Origin of the sequence: Anaeromusa sp., assembly GCF_028691475.1 — a bacterium.
Classification (GTDB): Bacteria; Bacillota; Negativicutes; order Anaeromusales; family Anaeromusaceae; genus Anaeromusa.
On sequence record NZ_JAQUZF010000060.1, the window covers coordinates 1 to 15,673 of the forward strand.

Annotated in this window: 17 protein-coding genes; 5 read left to right on the plus strand and 12 right to left on the minus strand. The window is 52.8% G+C overall.

Annotation, left to right across the window (positions count from 1 at the left end; translation table 11 throughout):
• The 3 genes from PHF27_RS08910 to PHF27_RS08920 form a co-directional block, all read right to left on the minus strand.
• A partial coding sequence (locus tag PHF27_RS08910; protein WP_300068733.1) for an amidohydrolase family protein occupies positions 1-908 on the minus strand: 908 nt, incomplete at its 3' end.
• A 61-nt stretch (positions 909-969) separates the two neighbouring features.
• Complete coding sequence (locus PHF27_RS08915) at positions 970-1,731, minus strand: polysaccharide deacetylase family protein (RefSeq protein ID WP_300068736.1); 762 nt, start codon at positions 1,729-1,731, stop codon at positions 970-972.
• Between the two features lie 159 nt (positions 1,732-1,890).
• A complete protein-coding gene (locus PHF27_RS08920) occupies positions 1,891-2,064 on the minus strand; it encodes a hypothetical protein (protein WP_018701703.1) in 174 nt (57 codons plus the stop codon).
• Between the two features lie 172 nt (positions 2,065-2,236).
• On the opposite strand from PHF27_RS08920, the gene PHF27_RS08925 reads away from it, so the two are divergent.
• The 3 genes from PHF27_RS08925 to sdaAA are packed head-to-tail and all read left to right on the plus strand — an operon-like array spanning position 2,237 to position 4,464.
• Positions 2,237-2,902: a heparan-alpha-glucosaminide N-acetyltransferase gene (locus PHF27_RS08925; protein ID WP_300068740.1), complete on the plus strand. Its 666-nt coding sequence runs from the start codon at positions 2,237-2,239 to the stop codon at positions 2,900-2,902.
• Positions 2,903-2,914: 12 nt separating this feature from the next.
• The gene (gene sdaAB, locus PHF27_RS08930) at positions 2,915-3,580 is read left to right on the plus strand and encodes an L-serine ammonia-lyase, iron-sulfur-dependent subunit beta (RefSeq protein WP_300068743.1); all 666 of its coding nucleotides are present in this window, start codon (positions 2,915-2,917) and stop codon (positions 3,578-3,580) included.
• Between the two features lie 11 nt (positions 3,581-3,591).
• Positions 3,592-4,464, plus strand: a complete 873-nt coding sequence (gene sdaAA, locus PHF27_RS08935; protein ID WP_300068746.1) for an L-serine ammonia-lyase, iron-sulfur-dependent, subunit alpha — start codon at positions 3,592-3,594, stop codon at positions 4,462-4,464.
• Positions 4,465-4,719: 255 nt separating this feature from the next.
• Here sdaAA and PHF27_RS08940 read toward each other — a convergent pair whose 3' ends face one another.
• Positions 4,720-5,145, minus strand: a complete 426-nt coding sequence (locus PHF27_RS08940; protein WP_300068749.1) for a helix-turn-helix domain-containing protein — start codon at positions 5,143-5,145, stop codon at positions 4,720-4,722.
• 122 nt (positions 5,146-5,267) lie between these two features.
• Between PHF27_RS08940 and PHF27_RS08945 the strand changes: the two genes are divergently transcribed.
• Positions 5,268-5,924: a flavodoxin family protein gene (locus PHF27_RS08945; RefSeq protein WP_300068751.1), complete on the plus strand. Its 657-nt coding sequence runs from the start codon at positions 5,268-5,270 to the stop codon at positions 5,922-5,924.
• A gap of 212 nt (positions 5,925-6,136) precedes the next feature.
• Here the strand turns inward: PHF27_RS08945 and PHF27_RS08950 are convergent, their stop codons facing one another.
• The 8 genes from PHF27_RS08950 to gndA form a co-directional block, all read right to left on the minus strand.
• Entirely contained in the window at positions 6,137-6,418 is a 282-nt protein-coding gene (locus PHF27_RS08950; protein ID WP_300068754.1) for a DUF503 domain-containing protein, read from the minus strand.
• Between the two features lie 2 nt (positions 6,419-6,420).
• Entirely contained in the window at positions 6,421-6,810 is a 390-nt protein-coding gene (locus PHF27_RS08955) for a secondary thiamine-phosphate synthase enzyme YjbQ (RefSeq protein ID WP_300068757.1), read from the minus strand.
• Positions 6,811-6,822: 12 nt separating this feature from the next.
• Entirely contained in the window at positions 6,823-8,166 is a 1,344-nt protein-coding gene (locus PHF27_RS08960; protein ID WP_300068760.1) for a right-handed parallel beta-helix repeat-containing protein, read from the minus strand.
• 27 nt (positions 8,167-8,193) lie between these two features.
• Positions 8,194-9,399 carry an FtsW/RodA/SpoVE family cell cycle protein gene (locus PHF27_RS08965; protein ID WP_300068763.1) on the minus strand — a complete coding sequence of 402 codons (1,206 nt, stop codon included), beginning with the start codon at positions 9,397-9,399 and terminating at the stop codon, positions 8,194-8,196.
• A gap of 451 nt (positions 9,400-9,850) precedes the next feature.
• A complete protein-coding gene (trmB, locus tag PHF27_RS08970; protein ID WP_300068766.1) occupies positions 9,851-10,495 on the minus strand; it encodes a tRNA (guanosine(46)-N7)-methyltransferase TrmB in 645 nt (214 codons plus the stop codon).
• 97 nt (positions 10,496-10,592) lie between these two features.
• Positions 10,593-12,509: a sigma 54-interacting transcriptional regulator gene (locus tag PHF27_RS08975; RefSeq protein ID WP_300068769.1), complete on the minus strand. Its 1,917-nt coding sequence runs from the start codon at positions 12,507-12,509 to the stop codon at positions 10,593-10,595.
• A gap of 245 nt (positions 12,510-12,754) precedes the next feature.
• On the minus strand, positions 12,755-13,570 hold the full coding sequence (locus PHF27_RS08980; RefSeq protein ID WP_300068772.1) for an NYN domain-containing protein: 816 nt from the start codon (positions 13,568-13,570) through the stop codon (positions 12,755-12,757).
• Between the two features lie 81 nt (positions 13,571-13,651).
• Complete coding sequence (gndA, locus tag PHF27_RS08985) at positions 13,652-15,052, minus strand: NADP-dependent phosphogluconate dehydrogenase (RefSeq protein ID WP_300068776.1); 1,401 nt, start codon at positions 15,050-15,052, stop codon at positions 13,652-13,654.
• A 145-nt stretch (positions 15,053-15,197) separates the two neighbouring features.
• Between gndA and PHF27_RS08990 the strand changes: the two genes are divergently transcribed.
• Positions 15,198-15,673: nitrite reductase (locus PHF27_RS08990; RefSeq protein ID WP_300068779.1), on the plus strand; the 476-nt coding region annotated here is incomplete at its 3' end.

Consider the following 15,673-nt stretch of genomic DNA (forward strand, 5'->3'; position numbering starts at 1 on the left):
GTCGCCATTTGCAAAGCCCAGGCAGGCTTAAGCCCTGCCTCCACGGCCAGGCGCACCAAGTGATTAACATGACCTTGCTGCAATAAATCCGCCGGATGACGGTCATCCGTGACAAAAAGGCAGCGCGCCAGCGTCTGCGCGTTGACTGCCGGCAACAAGTCCAGCAGATTATGCGCTGCCGAGCCTTCGCGCAGCATCAAGTGCAGGCCCCTGGCCAGCCGCGCTTTGCCTTCCTCCGCCGTAGCGCACTCATGATCCGAATGGATGCCTGCCGCCGCATAGGCATTGAGCGCCAACCCGCTTAACCCAGGCGCATGACCGTCCACGGGCCTGCCTTCGAAAAGCCGCAGTTTGCGCAGCATAGCCGCCTCGCCGTGCACCACCGCCGGATAGTTCATCACTTCCCCCAGCCCCAGCACCCGCGGATGCTCCGCCAGCCTGGCCAAATCCTCCGCCTCCAGCCTCGCCCCTGCCGTCTCCAAGTGCGTCGCCGGCACGCAAGAGGGCAGCATTACATAAACACTGCAAGGCAATCCCTCTGAAGCCGCCAGTAAGTATTCAATACCCGCCAAGCCGCTCACATTGGCGATTTCGTGAGGATCCGCCACCACCGCCGTCGTCCCTTGAGGCACTACCGCCCTGGCAAACTCGCCTGGCGTCACCATCGAGCTTTCCAAATGCATATGCCCGTCAATAAAGCCAGGGGTAACATACCTTCCAGCCAAGTCGAGCTCCTCTTTACCCTTATACTTGCCAATGCCGGCAATATACGCACCGCAAAGAGCTACGTCGCCAGCTTCAAATTCACCGGTAAAGACATTGAAGACTTGGGCATTCTTTAAAACGACATCCGCCTCTTCTCGTCCAGACGCCGCCGCCAACAAGCGCTGCATCATTTTTTCATCCATAAAATCCTCCTTATAAAAAAACCACCCGAGACCAAAAGCCTGCGGGTGGAAATGTTCGACATTAAACCGGCAGAATCTGCGGCAGCAGACCCCGTTTCGCCAAAATGTACCATATTGGTTGATCCTTCGCAAAAACCGGTATGCGTTTAATCGTATAGGGAACGTCGCCCTCTTGGTAAAGCCCGTAATGCACGGAAAAGGCGCCGCAATAACCGGCGCTTTTTACCGCTTCCAAAATAGTCGGCGTATAAAAACCCCCAGGAAATGCGATAAAACGCACGGGAGAACCCAGCCAGTTTTCTATATGAAATTTTGATTTTTCCACTTCTAAGATCGCTTCTTTTTCCGGAAGTTCATTGAGAAAGCGATGGCTTAGGGTATGCGAACCAATGCCCATGCCGTACTTTTTCATTTCCTGAATCTGCGGCCAAGTAACTCGTTCCGCTTGCCCGACAAAATCGCTGATAATAAAGAATGCTGCCGTCATGCCCCTCTTTTGGAGTTCTGGAAACGCATGCTCGTAATTATCCGCATAACCGTCGTCAAAGGTAATCAGCACAGGATTTTCCGGCAATTGATCCCGTTTGCCGGACACCGCCTGATCAAATTGTTTTAAACTAATAGTGTTAAAACCTTGTTTTTGCAAAAAATCAAGATCTTCAACAAATCGTTGCGTCTTCGCCGTAATCTTGTCGTCCGAATCTCCAATACGATGATACAAAAGAACCGGTATGGAGCCTGCGGCGGCAACGACAGGAACGCCTACCGCCATGGCGGCTAGTGATACACCACACATCTGCAAAAAGCGGCGGCGTGAAAGCATGCGGGACACCTCTTTATTCTTAAATCATGTTCTCCTTTTATTTTACCACTGCTTCCCCTTGCGACGCAATGGCTCTGTGTAAATGCAAAACGGAGCCTCATTTACAATGAGACCCCGTTCAGCCTTCGCCCGAGCGCTTTTTCAGCCGCGCCCCGTTCCTCAGCATTCTTTAACGCTGTGCTTGGGACCATGATGGCCGCGCAGCAGGTGCCCTAGCCCGGAAAGAACATACATAACCGGCGAAAGCAGGAAACTAACGAACAGATAGAGAACGTAAAGAGGGCTAATAATGGCGAAAAACAACGTTGCAAACACTCTCAATAGTAGTTTCATTCCGTACACTCCTTCCTCTTGTTGCGTCTCCTCATAGTGAAAGCCTTCACGTGAATCGTTTCACTTTTCTTAGTTTTATTATAAGATTCATTTAACTAAAAATCAACTACTTCTATATGTTATTCTGTATACATGTTGTCTGTTTTTGTCGCATTTTACAAGGAAGGTGTCTATGCGCATCTGGGAAATTGACGCTTGGCGCTCCTTGGCGCTTTGCTTCATGATTTTCTTTCATATTTTGGTGGACCTGCGGGATCTTTTTTTATACCCCATTGACTATCATCAAGGCTTTTGGCGTTTTACCGGTGTTTTTGCCGCAGTAAGCTTCATTTTGCTGGCAGGCGTTTCTTCCAACCTCAGCCGCTCGTCTTTGCGCCACGGCCTGCGCATTTTACTGGCCGCTGCCGCCGTATCGGCCGGCACTTGGTGGTGGGACCCCGACACCTATGTTCGCTTCGGCATTTTGCACCTTTTAGGCGTCTCGATGCTGACCGCTCCCAGCTTGCACCGTTTGCCTCTTATTTTCGTGGCAGCTCTTGCTGCGGGTACAGCGGTCTTGCCCGCCTTCTTACCTGCGTTCGCTTCTACGCCGTGGCTTTTACCGTTCGGCGTCACCCCGCCTGTATTCACAACCCTTGACTATTATCCTCTGTTTCCCTGGTATGGCTTGTTTGCCGCCGGCCATTTAGCCGGGCGCGTCTTATATTCCGAACGGCGCTCCTTGCTGCCGCAGCCGCCGGGCGACTCTCGGTTTTTGTGGCTTGGTCGGCATACGCTGGCTATTTACCTGCTCCATCAGCCGCTGCTGGTGGCCCTGCTCACGCTCTTGCATAAATAAGGAGGTCGCCTTATGAATTTATTCGACGTTTTAGGCCCCGTCATGATCGGTCCTTCCAGCTCCCATACAGCCGGAGCCGTACGCTTAGGCCGTCTGGCCCGCCTTGTGCTGGGAGAAAAGGCCGCTCATGCAATGATCGGCTTACATGGCTCTTTCGCCCAGACCCACAAAGGGCATGGCACCGATGTAGCCCTTGTAGCCGGTCTTTTAGACTGGAATCCCGACGACGCCCGCATCCCCGATTCTTTTCGCTATGCCAAAGAAGCCGGTCTGGATTTTTCCTTCCAGCTCATTGATTTAGGCGAGCAGGCGCATCCGAATACGGCCCGCTTAGAATTAACCGGTCTTTCCGGCCAGCATTCTTGCGTCACTGGCTGCTCCATCGGCGGCGGCCGCGTGCAAATCACCGATATCGACGGCTTTGCTTTGGAAATGGGCGGCGAACTACCGACGTTGCTGGTAGTACATCCGGATCGCCCCGGCGCCATTTCCCAAGTTACTACCGTACTATTTGAACACAATGTTAATATCGCCGCCATGCGCGTTTCCCGGCAGCAAAAAGGCTCTACCGCCCTTATGGTATTGGAAACCGATCAACCCATCAACGACAACGTACTTCACGCGTTAAGCGCCCTATCGTTAGTCGATGCCGTACGCCGCATCGATCCCTTATCGTAGGAGGATTGACTATGCCAAGAAAACTTTCGTTAACAACCTGGCTCATGGAAGCCGAGGAGGATGCCCTGTCTTTCGGAGACTGGTGCCTGCGCCAGCAAAGCCGGCAGTTGGACTGCAGTGAAGAAGACTTGCTCTTACGCAGCGGCGAGCTGCTGAATGTTATGCGCGCCGCCATTGACACCGGCTTGAGCGGCGTCCGTTCCGTAGGCGGCCTGGTTGGAGGCGACAGCCGCCGCCTGCAGCTACCTACACCTTCCTGCGCCGGAACTCCCCTGCGCAAAGCCTTAATGTACGCCTTGGCAGTAGGCGAAGCCAATGCCGCTATGGGACGCATTGTGGCGGCCCCTACCGCTGGCGCCAGCGGCGTGCTTCCTGCACTGCTTTTCACCCTCCAAGAAGAACATGCTCTTACCCGGCCGCAACTGGCTAAAGCTTTGATTACCGCCGGCAGCATCGGTTTGGTCATCGCTTCACGGGCCACTTTGGCCGGCGCCACCGGCGGCTGTCAAGCCGAATGCGGCAGCGCGGCAGCCATGGCGGCTGGCGCGGCGGTTGACGCCCTCGGCGGTTCTCCTCGACAAGTCGGCCATGCCGTAGCCATTGCTTTAAAAAACATGCTGGGCCTTGTTTGCGATCCAGTTGCCGGTCTGGTGGAAGTGCCTTGCGTCAAACGCAACGCCGGAGCGGCGGCCAATGCGCTAGCAGCGGCGGAGCTGGCTTTGGCCGACATCGCCAGCGTCATTCCCCCGGACGAGGTCATTGACACCATGGGACGCATCGGCGCACAGCTGCCCTGTTCCCTGCGCGAAACCGCTCAAGGCGGCCTTGCCACCACGCCCAGCGGCCTAGCCTGGGCGGAAGCCATTTTGGGCAAAAGCCGCTGAAGAAGGGACGCCGAGGAATACATTTAACAGGAGTACGACGGCGCTGGATGCGGTTAGGGTCGGTTGCGCCATGGACGGCATGGCAACCGACGTCTACTGGCATTTAATTAGGGAGGGTTCGACGGAGTTGGATTGAACATGAGTCGCGATGAGAACCGGAGGGCTCGAATGAGGGCTATAGCGGCAATGATTGATTATATCTGCGACAATAAAAAGATGCCTCCAGGCTACACCTGGAAGCATCTTTTTCCATATCTACCATAGCCCGCAGCCATCTTCGCCGGTTACTCCGGTTCTCTGGTTCGTTAAAATCGCGTCCTCCCTATTCAGTTCAAGCTGCTCTTGACCCCAGGCGTATAGAGCATCCAACGCGGGAATCAAGGCCCTGCCCCTCTCGGTTAAGGAATATTCCACTTTCGGAGGAATGGTCGCATACTGAACCCGCTTTACAAGGCCATGGCCTTCCAGCTCCTGCAAGGATTTGGTGAGCATCATGTTCGTAATTCCCTTGACGCTGCGCTTCAGCTCATTGTATCTTGTAGCTTCTTTTTGAAACAGATACCAAAGAATGGGCAGCTTCCATTTCTGCCCGATTAAGTCCAGCGCGTAGATAATCGGACACTTCGTTTCATAGACGTTCAAGCCGGGAAGCTTCACATCATAGGTTTGGTGATTCTTCATACTTTCTCCTTTAAGTATCTTTTTTATACCAACACAGAAAAAACTGCATACTTGTTCATTTATGCCTTTGTGCTATAGTAATTGTAACAGGAGAAGTAACAAGAAGAAAGAAGGAATTAACTATGTACGTACTGGCAATCAACGGCAGTCCGCGAAAAAATTGGAACACCGCCACCTTGCTCAATAAAGCCTTAGAAGGAGCCGCTGCACAGGGGGTGCAAACCGAGCTCATCCATTTATACGACCTCAATTTCAAAGGCTGCATAAGCTGTTTCGCCTGCAAACGAAAAGACGGTAAAAGCTATGGAAAATGCGCCTATCACGATGATTTAAGTCCCGTTTTAGAAAAAATCGAAAAAGCGGATGCCATCATTCTTGGCTCGCCTATTTACTTTGGCAATGTTACTGGCGAACTGCGCTCTTTCATGGAACGCACACTTTTCCAGTATCTTGTGTACGACAAAGACTATTCCTCGCTGGCGACAAAGAAGAAGAAAGTAAGTTTTATCTACACCATGAACGTAACAGAAGAACAAGCCGCCGAATGGGGCTATCCAAAAACCGTAGGGACCATGGAGAAATACTTCGCCAAAATCTTCGGCGCTACGGAAGCGCTTTATGTCTATAACACCTACCAATTTCCCGATTACGCGAACTACGTCTCCACCTCCTGGGACGAAACCGCCAAAGCCAAGCAGCGCGACGAGGTTTTCCCGGAAGACTGCCAAAAAGCCTTTGCTCTAGGCGCACGCGCGCTGAAACCGAACAACAAGGATTGAACAAGAGTCTCGAGAGTCTCGTGAGGGTATGACTGAGGGCAAAGTTCATATCAAAGTTAAAACTAAAGGCTGTGAAAATCTTTGCAACAAGATTTTCACAGCCTTTAATTTTATAATAATCATGGCCACCGTAACCCTCACTCGTGCCCTCCCTATACTCCATCTACTCCTGTTACTATTCTAGTGCTCCGTAACTTCTCTGTGTTCCGTCCTCAATAATATTCTACCGTAAACCAGGTCAATTCCGCTTCGGTTTGGTCTTCCGCCAAACGGCGCACCAGCTGAACCTGCTTATCTAGAAACGCTTTTTCGCCGCTGACCATGGCCACCCCCAAGGTCGCCCGCTGCCAGGTTTCTTGACCGCCTACTTCAGCCACCGAAGCCCCTGTCCGCGCCCGCATCCGCTCCACCAGGCTTTTTACCACCTGGCGACGATCTTTACGGGAAGAGGCTTGCGGAATAAACAATTCTAAGCTGCATACTGCCACATACATCGTTAACGCCCCTGTACGACGACCTGGAAGTTGCGCCGCCGCGGTCCGTCAAATTCGCAAAAGTAGATCCCCTGCCAGGTACCTAAAGCCAGTTTGCCGTTGACAATGGGTACCAGTTGGCTGCAGCCAAAAAGACTGCTTTTCAGATGCGCCGGAGAATTTCCCTCGCCGTGGCGATAGGGGAGTTTTGGCGTCAACTCCGTCAGCGCCAAGCGCAAATCGTGCAGCACATCCGGATCGGCGTTTTCATTAATGGTTACCGCCGCCGTCGTGTGGGGCACAAAGACCAGCGCCGTGCCTTCGTTTATACCACTGTCGTGCACCGCTTTCTGCACTTGCCCGGTAATATCCACAAAGCCTTCTTGCGGCGTTTCCAGACTGTATTGATACATGGGCTTCTCTCCTTAACGCTGCCGCACGGTTTCCGGCCAGCAATTGACAAAGTTCAACGAATCCAGTACTGGCGCCGCGCCTAGATAGTATAAATCCAAAGCGCCCCCAGCGTTTTCCACCTGCACCGAAGCGCAATCTTCAAAATGACAATGCCGCACAAAAGTCTGCTCCATGGGCTCGGTATTGTCCTTCCAAATCGCACCGCCGCGCTGGGCCGTCCGGCAGTCTATAAAACGGCAATGTTCCAGAGTAAGCTGCATAGAGCCTTGCACCGCAATCGCGCCGCCGCCTTCCGGTCCTTCGCAGTCTTCAAATTCCGTATGCTGTATCAGCATCTGCGCGCCGCGCAGCATATACAAAGCTCCGCCGGCTGCTTTGGCCCGGCAGCGACGTACCTGACAATCCTTCAGCCGCACCGATGCTTGCAGCGCCGCATGAATCGCGCCGCCGTCTCCGCCTCGTCCATCCAAAATGCGGCAGGAAAACAAATGCAGCAGACCGCCTTCTTGATAAATAGCCCGCGCTTTGCCTCTGGCTTCAAAGGTGACTCCTTCCAGCTTAATACGCAGGCATTGACGCAACACCAGCATACTGGCTTCGCAAACTCCGCCGGCTTCCAGGGTTGTCCCTTTCATGGAAAGGCTGCCGCCTTGAACGGTCAAGCCAGCACCCGGGCCATCCAAAACAATAGGTACTGCCCCAATGACCAGCTCGCCGCCAGCTTCCACGCGCACTGGCCCGGTCAGCTTAGTTGGCCGCATAATGCGTCGCACCACGCCTGCCGGCACCACAAAACCGCCCATTTCTTCCTGGTACGCCAGTTCCGGCCAAAAATACCGCAAGAGCAAGAAAGCCGGATCCAAGCCATTCTTGTAAGCGCTCTCTAAGGCAGTCTGCGCCTGTTTCCCTTGCTTTCGCTGAACCGCCAGGGCAAATTCCTGCACAAACCGAAACACCGACACCGGCACACGCAGCATATCGCCCAGCAAATCCAAGCCTTCCTTTTCTTCATTGACCGGATCACCGTCGACAAACGCCAGCAGATGCGCTTCAATCAAAAAAGCGGTGCTCAAGTCTTCACCGCTAAGCAAGTTCAGTAATTTGGCTAACCCTTCTCCCTCCAGCGCTTCCGCCGCATCCTGCGCAGCTAGAAGATCTGAACTTTCCAGCCCCAAAGCTAAAGCAGACAACTCCAAAAAAGAGCTTTCCTGCGGCGTTAATGCTTTATCCACCAGACCCACCACCGCCAAACCCTGTAAATAGGCTTTGCGGACCTCTTTCGCCTCCGCCGCCAAGGGGTGCGTTACATGAAATATCTCTTGCTTAGCCTTTTTTAAGACTGCTAATTTCGACATGCTGCCGCCTCCTCACATACTTTATCTTCAATGCCGCACTAGTCGCAAATGACGTTTGCGCTCCACTTTCTCTTTCAAGCTTTGTCCTTCTGCCTCCGGCTGCTCTTCTTCTCTCTCCGCTGCGCCTTCGGCAGCCACCACCTGGCGCCCGATATTCAGCAACAAGCCCATCGCCGCCATATTCACAATCAGCGAAGTGCCCCCATAGCTGATAAAAGGCAAAGGCACGCCGATAACCGGCAGCACCCCTAGTACCATCAGCAGATTTCCTGCCGCTTGGCCCACAACCAATAACAGACAGCCTAGCGCCAACATCTGACTCAAGGCATCCGGCGCCTTACGCACAATCTGCCCTCCATAGACCAAGAGCAGCACAAAGAGAAAAATCAAAAACCACGCGCCTCCCAAGCCCCATTCCTGGGCAAAGACGGCGAAAGCAAAATCCGTATGCGCTTCCGGCAAATAGAAAAACTTGCCCATGCCTTGGCCAGGGCCGGTACCGGTAATACCGCCGGACCCAATCGCCAAAAGAGCCTGCACCGCCTGATACCCCTGATCCTGGGCGTACTGCCAGGGGTTAAGCCACGAAGCAATCCTCTCCGCCCGATAACCTTCGGCCATAACAAGCTTGGTAACGCCAAGGCCGCCAAGAAAAAGCAAAACAAGCCATTGCCAGCCGGCGACGCCGGCCACTAAATGCATCACCAAGGGCAACGCGATAATCAGCGCTGCCGTCCCCATATCCGGTTGGAAATACACGGGCAGAGCCAAAGCCGCCGCCGCCACCAAGGCGGGAGAAAAAATAGTGGTCAGACGCCCTCGTCTGGTTTGAATTCCCAAGGACGCCGCCGCCAAAAAGACAGCCGCAAGCTTGGCCAGCTCCGAAGGCTGCAACGTAAACGAAGCCAAGCGCAGCCAGCGGCGCGAACCATTAACCGTTACGCCGGAAACATGCACCAAAAACAAGAGAACCATACAGGCAACCCAAAACAAAGTCGCGCCAAGACGCATCTTCCCTTGATACTTCACTCTCGCCATAATAAAAAATATAACCATGCCCACAAGCAGCGACAGCAAGTGCCGTTTAAAAAAGAAGTAGCTGTCTTTCATTTCCTGCCCGGCCGTTACAAAGCTGGCGCTGAATACGTTCAGCGCCCCCAAGGTAAGGAGCAGCAGCAAAATTACCAGCAGCGCCTCATTATGATTACGCCAAAGGCGAGCCACTATATTCATGCCCAACCTCCTTCAAAGAAGCCCAAAATACTCTTTTTATTATAACAGAGACAGAGCCCCGCGTCTTCCGGCCCTAAGGCCTACATTTACCGTCATAAGCAAAGCAGGGAACGAACACAGAGTAAGCAGAGGAACAGAGAAAAGCCAGAGAATAATTTCAAACAAAAATCACGATGAGAACCGAAAGGCACGACGGCGGGAAACGGCGGCAACGCTTGCATTTGAGACTTTTTGGAGCAAGCCGGTCCGCAGGACGCAAATGCTAGCTGAGGAGGATCACAGTTTCGCCTGTTTGAGCGCAGCGAGTTAAGAAACTGCCGCCTTAGCCAGCATTTGCGAGGCGAGCGCAAACCTTGTCTCAAATACAAGCATGCCGTCTATTTTACAATAATACTTTCTTTACATAGCAAAACATAGCAAAAAAGCGGCCGCAGCAGCGTCCGCTTTTTTGCTATTCCAGCACCACCACACACCGACAGATCGGCGTGCCTTTGCTTGAAAATTTTTCTTCGTATTCCGTCATAATATTGTCCGGTCGCGCATCGGCAACCAAATCAAAGGTTACGTCTTTCATCGGCAAACCGGCCTCAGCAAACTGCTCCAGTGAAAAATCAAAGAGCCCTCGATTGTCCGTCTTAAAATGAATTTCCCCGCCCTTTTTAACCACCCGGCGGTACAGCGCCAGAAAGTCGACATGTGTCAACCGCCGTTTGGCATGGCGTTTCTTCGGCCAGGGGTCGCAAAAATTGATAAACAAACGATCAATTTCTCCCGGCGCAAAGAGTTCCTCCAAACGAGCCACATCGGCTTCCATCAGGCGCAAATTGGCAATCTCCGCCTCTTTGGCCTTTTCGAGAGCATAGTAAATTACCTCCAGCTCCCGCTCAATCCCCAGATAGTTCACATGGCTGTCGCGCAAAGCCATTTGACTGACAAAACGCCCTTTGCCTGTGCCCACTTCCACATGCAATGGCGCGGTCCTGCCAAAGACCTCCGCCCATCGCCCCTTATAGGTCGCTCCGTCTTCAAAACGCACCAGCCAATCGCTAAAATTATCCAGCGCTGCCGGTATCCATGATTTTCTGCGCAGTCTCAACGTCGTTCCTCCATTGCTTATAAATAAAAGAGAGTTGACAGGAGGATACCATGACACATTCCTCCTGTCAACCCTGCTTCTGCTTCTAAAATTGCCCTCAGGCGCCGCTCTTGGTCAAGCCGTACTTTTTAAGGTACCGGTACAACGTCACCCGGCTGACATCCAGCATATTCGCCAAACGGCTGATATTGCCGCCTGCCGTCTGCCAGGCCTTGACAAAGACCGCTCGGTCTTCTTTCCACTCGTTGCCGAACGCCGGCTCGGTCACCATTTTGATATCCCCAGGCTGAATTTCATTGCTTTCCGTATGGAAGAAAGCATGCTCCACCGCCACCTGCAATTGCTTGATATTGCCGGGCCATTCGTAATTAAGAAGCGCTTCGATGGCATCTTCACGGAATGTTTTTTCCGGCAGATGATGCTGTTCCGCCAACTCTTGAATAATGTGGCTGGCAATAAGAGGAATATCTTCCCGCCGCAAACGCAGCGGAGGAATACGAATGGTGTGTTTCGCCAAGACTTCGTATAACTCGTATAAGAAGGCGCCTCGCTCGCTCAAGCGTTTTAGATCGCTGTCACAAGAAGCAATCAGACGTACATCAAAGGAGCGGGGAATGGTTTCCCCGTTGCGGTGAAAAACGCCGGTTTGCATCGCCGCAAACAAGCGCTGCGCCACCTGCATCGGCATTTTTTCAATTTCATCTAAGAACAGCGTGCCGCCGTTAGCCAATTCCAGTTTTCCCGGACGTCCGTCTCCCTCGGGCGAGCCAAAGCCGAAGAGCTCATTTTCCAATACCTCTGACGGTAAATCCCCGCATTTTACGGAAATGAGCGGTCCTGCCGCCCGCGGGCTGGCTTGGTGCATGCCGTGCGCCAAACGTTCCTTGCCGGAACCAGGCTCGCCTTGCAACATTACATGGTACGTATTGCGAGCCAAGCGCGCCGCCCGGTCTTTCATAGCCGTAAAGTTCACCGTCTGTCCCACCATGCTGGACAGATTGTATCTGGCGCTGAAACCTACTGCGTGCGCCACAAGGGTCCGCAAGTCTTCGATAGGCAGCGACAAAGCGACCACGCTGCCGACATCCTGCTCTTCGCCGCGCTCCATTGGCACAATGGTAGTAATATCTTCGTACGTTTTGCTGTTGGTAATCCAAGTAACCGCCTTGTTGTAAGACGGAATGCCCTGAAAGCCCTTGTAAATTGGCGTATGTTTGTAATTCAACAAGACATTTTCCAAATTCGGCGGCTCGTCTTCTCTGGCCTGAATGCCCAGCTCGCCCAGACGGCTCTGACCCAACCGGTTGGCATAGGTTACTTCCCCGCCAGCTTGAATCTGGTACACCGCAAAAGAAGCTGCATCCAAAATCGCGTTTTTCGACGCCAAGCGATATTGAACCTGCAAATAGCTTTCCAGGGCGTATTTCAAGCTCAGCACGGTAGACACTAATGCATCATACGGCAACGGCTCGCGATCCGCCGCCACCAACGCTAGAATGTATTGCATCCGCCCGCCCGCCATGACCGGCGCCGAACAAGCATCGCTGTTTTGGCATTCCCGAATCCACATTTCCGGTCCGAAGAGCAAAAAGGGAACTTGGTGCTCATAGGCGATGCTAATACTGGATGTGCCGATATCTTTAGGAGACAGCCTTGTGCCTGGGGTATCAATCGTAGAAATTTGATAAAAAGGCATAGCATAGCTGCGCAGCACATAGCATTCTTCATCCAAAAGAAGCAGGCTTAAGTTGTGGTTCGTGAAAAATTCCCGCACCGTTTGGTAATATTCGTCTACATACTGAATAGCCGCTTGATGACGCCCCTGGCGCAAACGAAATTCCTCTTTACCAAGGCGAGGCAAACCCTCCAAGCGAGCTGAACCTACTTTCCAGTCGCGGCTTTTCTGCCAAGATTCCGCCACATAAGGATGCACATTGGCGTCCATAACGCCTTCTTCCATAAATTTACGATAATACGTTTCTAATTTTTCTTTACTCCGTTTTTCACGGATCATGGCTTTTCCTCCGTTTCACGCCTTTCTTGGGCCGCGCTGCTCACTTTACAAACAGCCGCTCTTTTCTGGCGGAAAAATCTAACAATTTACATTGTACAGTACTTTTTGCAAAAATACAAGCGCATTAGACGCCAATTCGTAACTTCAGGAAAAATCCCTACAGTCTTTTCCCCACAAACTATACAATTTAGAAGAAAAGCAACATAAGAGCAGCCTGCGCCGCAAAGCGCAGGCTGTTTAATCGTTCAATTCTCTTTAGCCAATTCCACTTTCACCAAAAAACAGGTGCCCTGCCGTTCCAGCCGGAAAAGGCGCGGGTATTTCTTTAGAAACTTGGATAGCTGCTTGCCCTGCCCGGCGGGCAAAGCAAAATCCTCCTGTTCTTCCTTGAGGCGCTGACCTAGCACGGATCCCCCTACCCAATCCTGTTTCGTTTCTTCCTTGAGACGCAGATACATATCGATGATCTGCGCCATGGGCCGCTGCACTTCCTCTGCCAGCTCGCCTACCGCCGTGCGAAGTTCTCGCCGTTCCTTGCTGCGTCCCGCCAGTTCCGGCACCGTCCGCGCCGCTACGGATTTGCTTTTTTTATCCGGCGCTTCAAAAAAAGCAGTATACGCACTGCGCAGGCTTTCTTTAACCTGCATGTGTCCGGCGCCATAAATCGGCACCCCTTTTTCCCGCACCCGCAACGCCAGAAAGCGAAAATCCGAATCATTCGAAACGATAACCAGCGCATGCACATTGCCTAGGAATACTAGCTCCATAGCCTCAATCGCCAAGGCAATATCCGCCGTATTTTTACCGCTGGTTCCGGCGGGAGTATGCACAACTGACACGCCGTTTTCCATGGTAAAATTCCGCCATTCACTGCGCGTCAAATCTAGATGCGACCAGTCTGCATAAGCACGACAAAGAATAACCTCTCCCAGCTCCGCCGCTTTTGTCAAAGCAAAGCGCGCTAAGTCCAAATGTATATTTTCTGCGTCAAACAGCACAGCCACTCGCTGCTGCCGATGCCGCCGCCACTGAAGCGTACTTGTTAGAACATTAATTCCCATTTCGGCCTTCCTCTCTTTTGGTGCCTTCCGGAACTATTATACCAGAGTACACCCGTTGAGGCTATGGAGCCGAAAAGTCTGCTACCATTCCGTATGGAAAAATCCTGGGCGATCCACGCGTTCATAGGTGTGCGCGCCGAAATAATCCCGCTGCGCCTGCAGAAGATTCGCCGGCGAAGAAGCCCGGCGATATCCGTCATAGTAAGCCAGGGAGGCCCCCATTACCGGGACCGCCAGCCCTCTCTCCACGGCATCGCTCACCAACAACCGCCATTCATGCTGGCCTCTGCCAAAAGCCGTCACAAAGCGAGGCGCCAGCAGCAAGTTTTTCAAATCCGGCTGCTCTTGATAAACCGCCGCAATATCTTCTAGAATACGCGCCCGCACAATACAACCGGCCCGCCAAACCAACGCCACTTTCGCCAAATCCATTTCCCAGCCGTACGCCTGACGCGCGGCTTGCAGCAAGGCAAACCCTTGGGCATAACAGCAAAGCTTAGACAAAAACAACGCTTCTTTCAAACGACGTCCGGCATTTTCGCCGTCCCCAATACCCCAGGTTCCGGTGCCTGGAAGCTCCTGCGCCGCAATCACTCTTTCTTCCTTCAATTGGGATAAATACCTGGCAAAAACCGCTTCAGTAATGGCTGGCGCCGGCACGCCCAGTTCCAAGGCCGCTTGGCTCGTCCACTGGCCGGTCCCTTTTTGAGCCGCCTTGTCCAAAATGAGATTCACCAGCGCTTTGCCGGTGTCTTTATCCTTGCGCCGCAGCACTGCCGCCGTGATTTCAATCAGATAGGAACTTAGAATGCCTTTGTTCCACTTCTCAAATAGCTCCGCCTGTTCTGCTTCCCCTAAATGCAAGGCTTCTTTCATATAAAAATAGCTTTCCGCAATCAACTGCATATCTGCATATTCAATGCCGTTATGAACCATTTTTACAAAATGTCCCGCACCGCCGCCGCCAAAATACGCACAACAAGGCGTGCCGTCCTCCGCCTGCGCCGCCATGCGCTTTAAAAGCGGAGCTACCGTCGTATAGGCCAACGCATCCCCGCCAGCCATTAAGCTAGGCCCCCGCAGAGCGCCTTCTTCCCCGCCGGAAACCCCCAAGCCCAGATAGCGAATGCCGACATCGGCCATTTGCTCTTCCCGGCGCTGGGTATCCCGATAATGCGAATTCCCCCCGTCAATCAAGATATCTCCCTCATCCAAAAGAGGAGCGAGTTGATTCAGCATAGAGTCAACGGCTTCGCCAGCTTTAACCATCAGGAGAATGCGCCGGGGCCGCTCCAGCATACCAGCGAATTCTTCCAAAGAAGCCGCACCGCCTAAAGGAAGCTCCTCACCTTTCTCCAACAAAGCCGCCACCTTATCCGCCGTGCGATTGTATACAGCTACAGGTACGCCTTTGCCCGCCAAATTCAACGCCAAATTTTGTCCCATCACCGCCAAGCCAATCAAGCCCATTTGATACTTCATTTTCCCACTCCTCCTTTTGCCGCATATACTTACTCACTATTTCGCCTTTTCCCTTAAAACACCTTTTTTGTGATCAATCTCACAGCAGACTTTGGCAGGCCATGATATGCTAAAGTTATTTTCAAGCATAAGAGGGAGGTCTACCATGTCCAAATTACTCAGCCAGCTTCCTTTTCTCAAAAATCGTGTAAAATTCCCCGTAACACCGCATATCCCTGGCGGCTTAACAACGCCGGAACAACTGCGCGCCATTGCTGGCGCAGCGGAAGCCCATCAGGCCGATCTAAAAATTGTCGGCAACAGCATTACCCTCTTAGGCGTCAAAATCGCCGACGGAGAAAAAGTCATTGCTGCTTTAAATGTAGAAGGAGAAAGCTTCATCGCCAAAGCCGTGCGCGGCGTCACCATCTGTCCCGGCAAGCCCCATTGTCCCATGGCCCGTCAGGACAGCACTTCCCTGGGGCTGGAAATGGACAAGCTCCATTTCGGCCGTCCCCTGCCGGGCAAACTGCGTATCGGCCTCAGCGGCTGCCCCAATTGCTGCGCGGAAGTCTTCGTCAAAGACATTGGCTTTTACGCCGACGCCCAAGGCTTCCATCTCGTCCTGGGAGGCAACGGCGG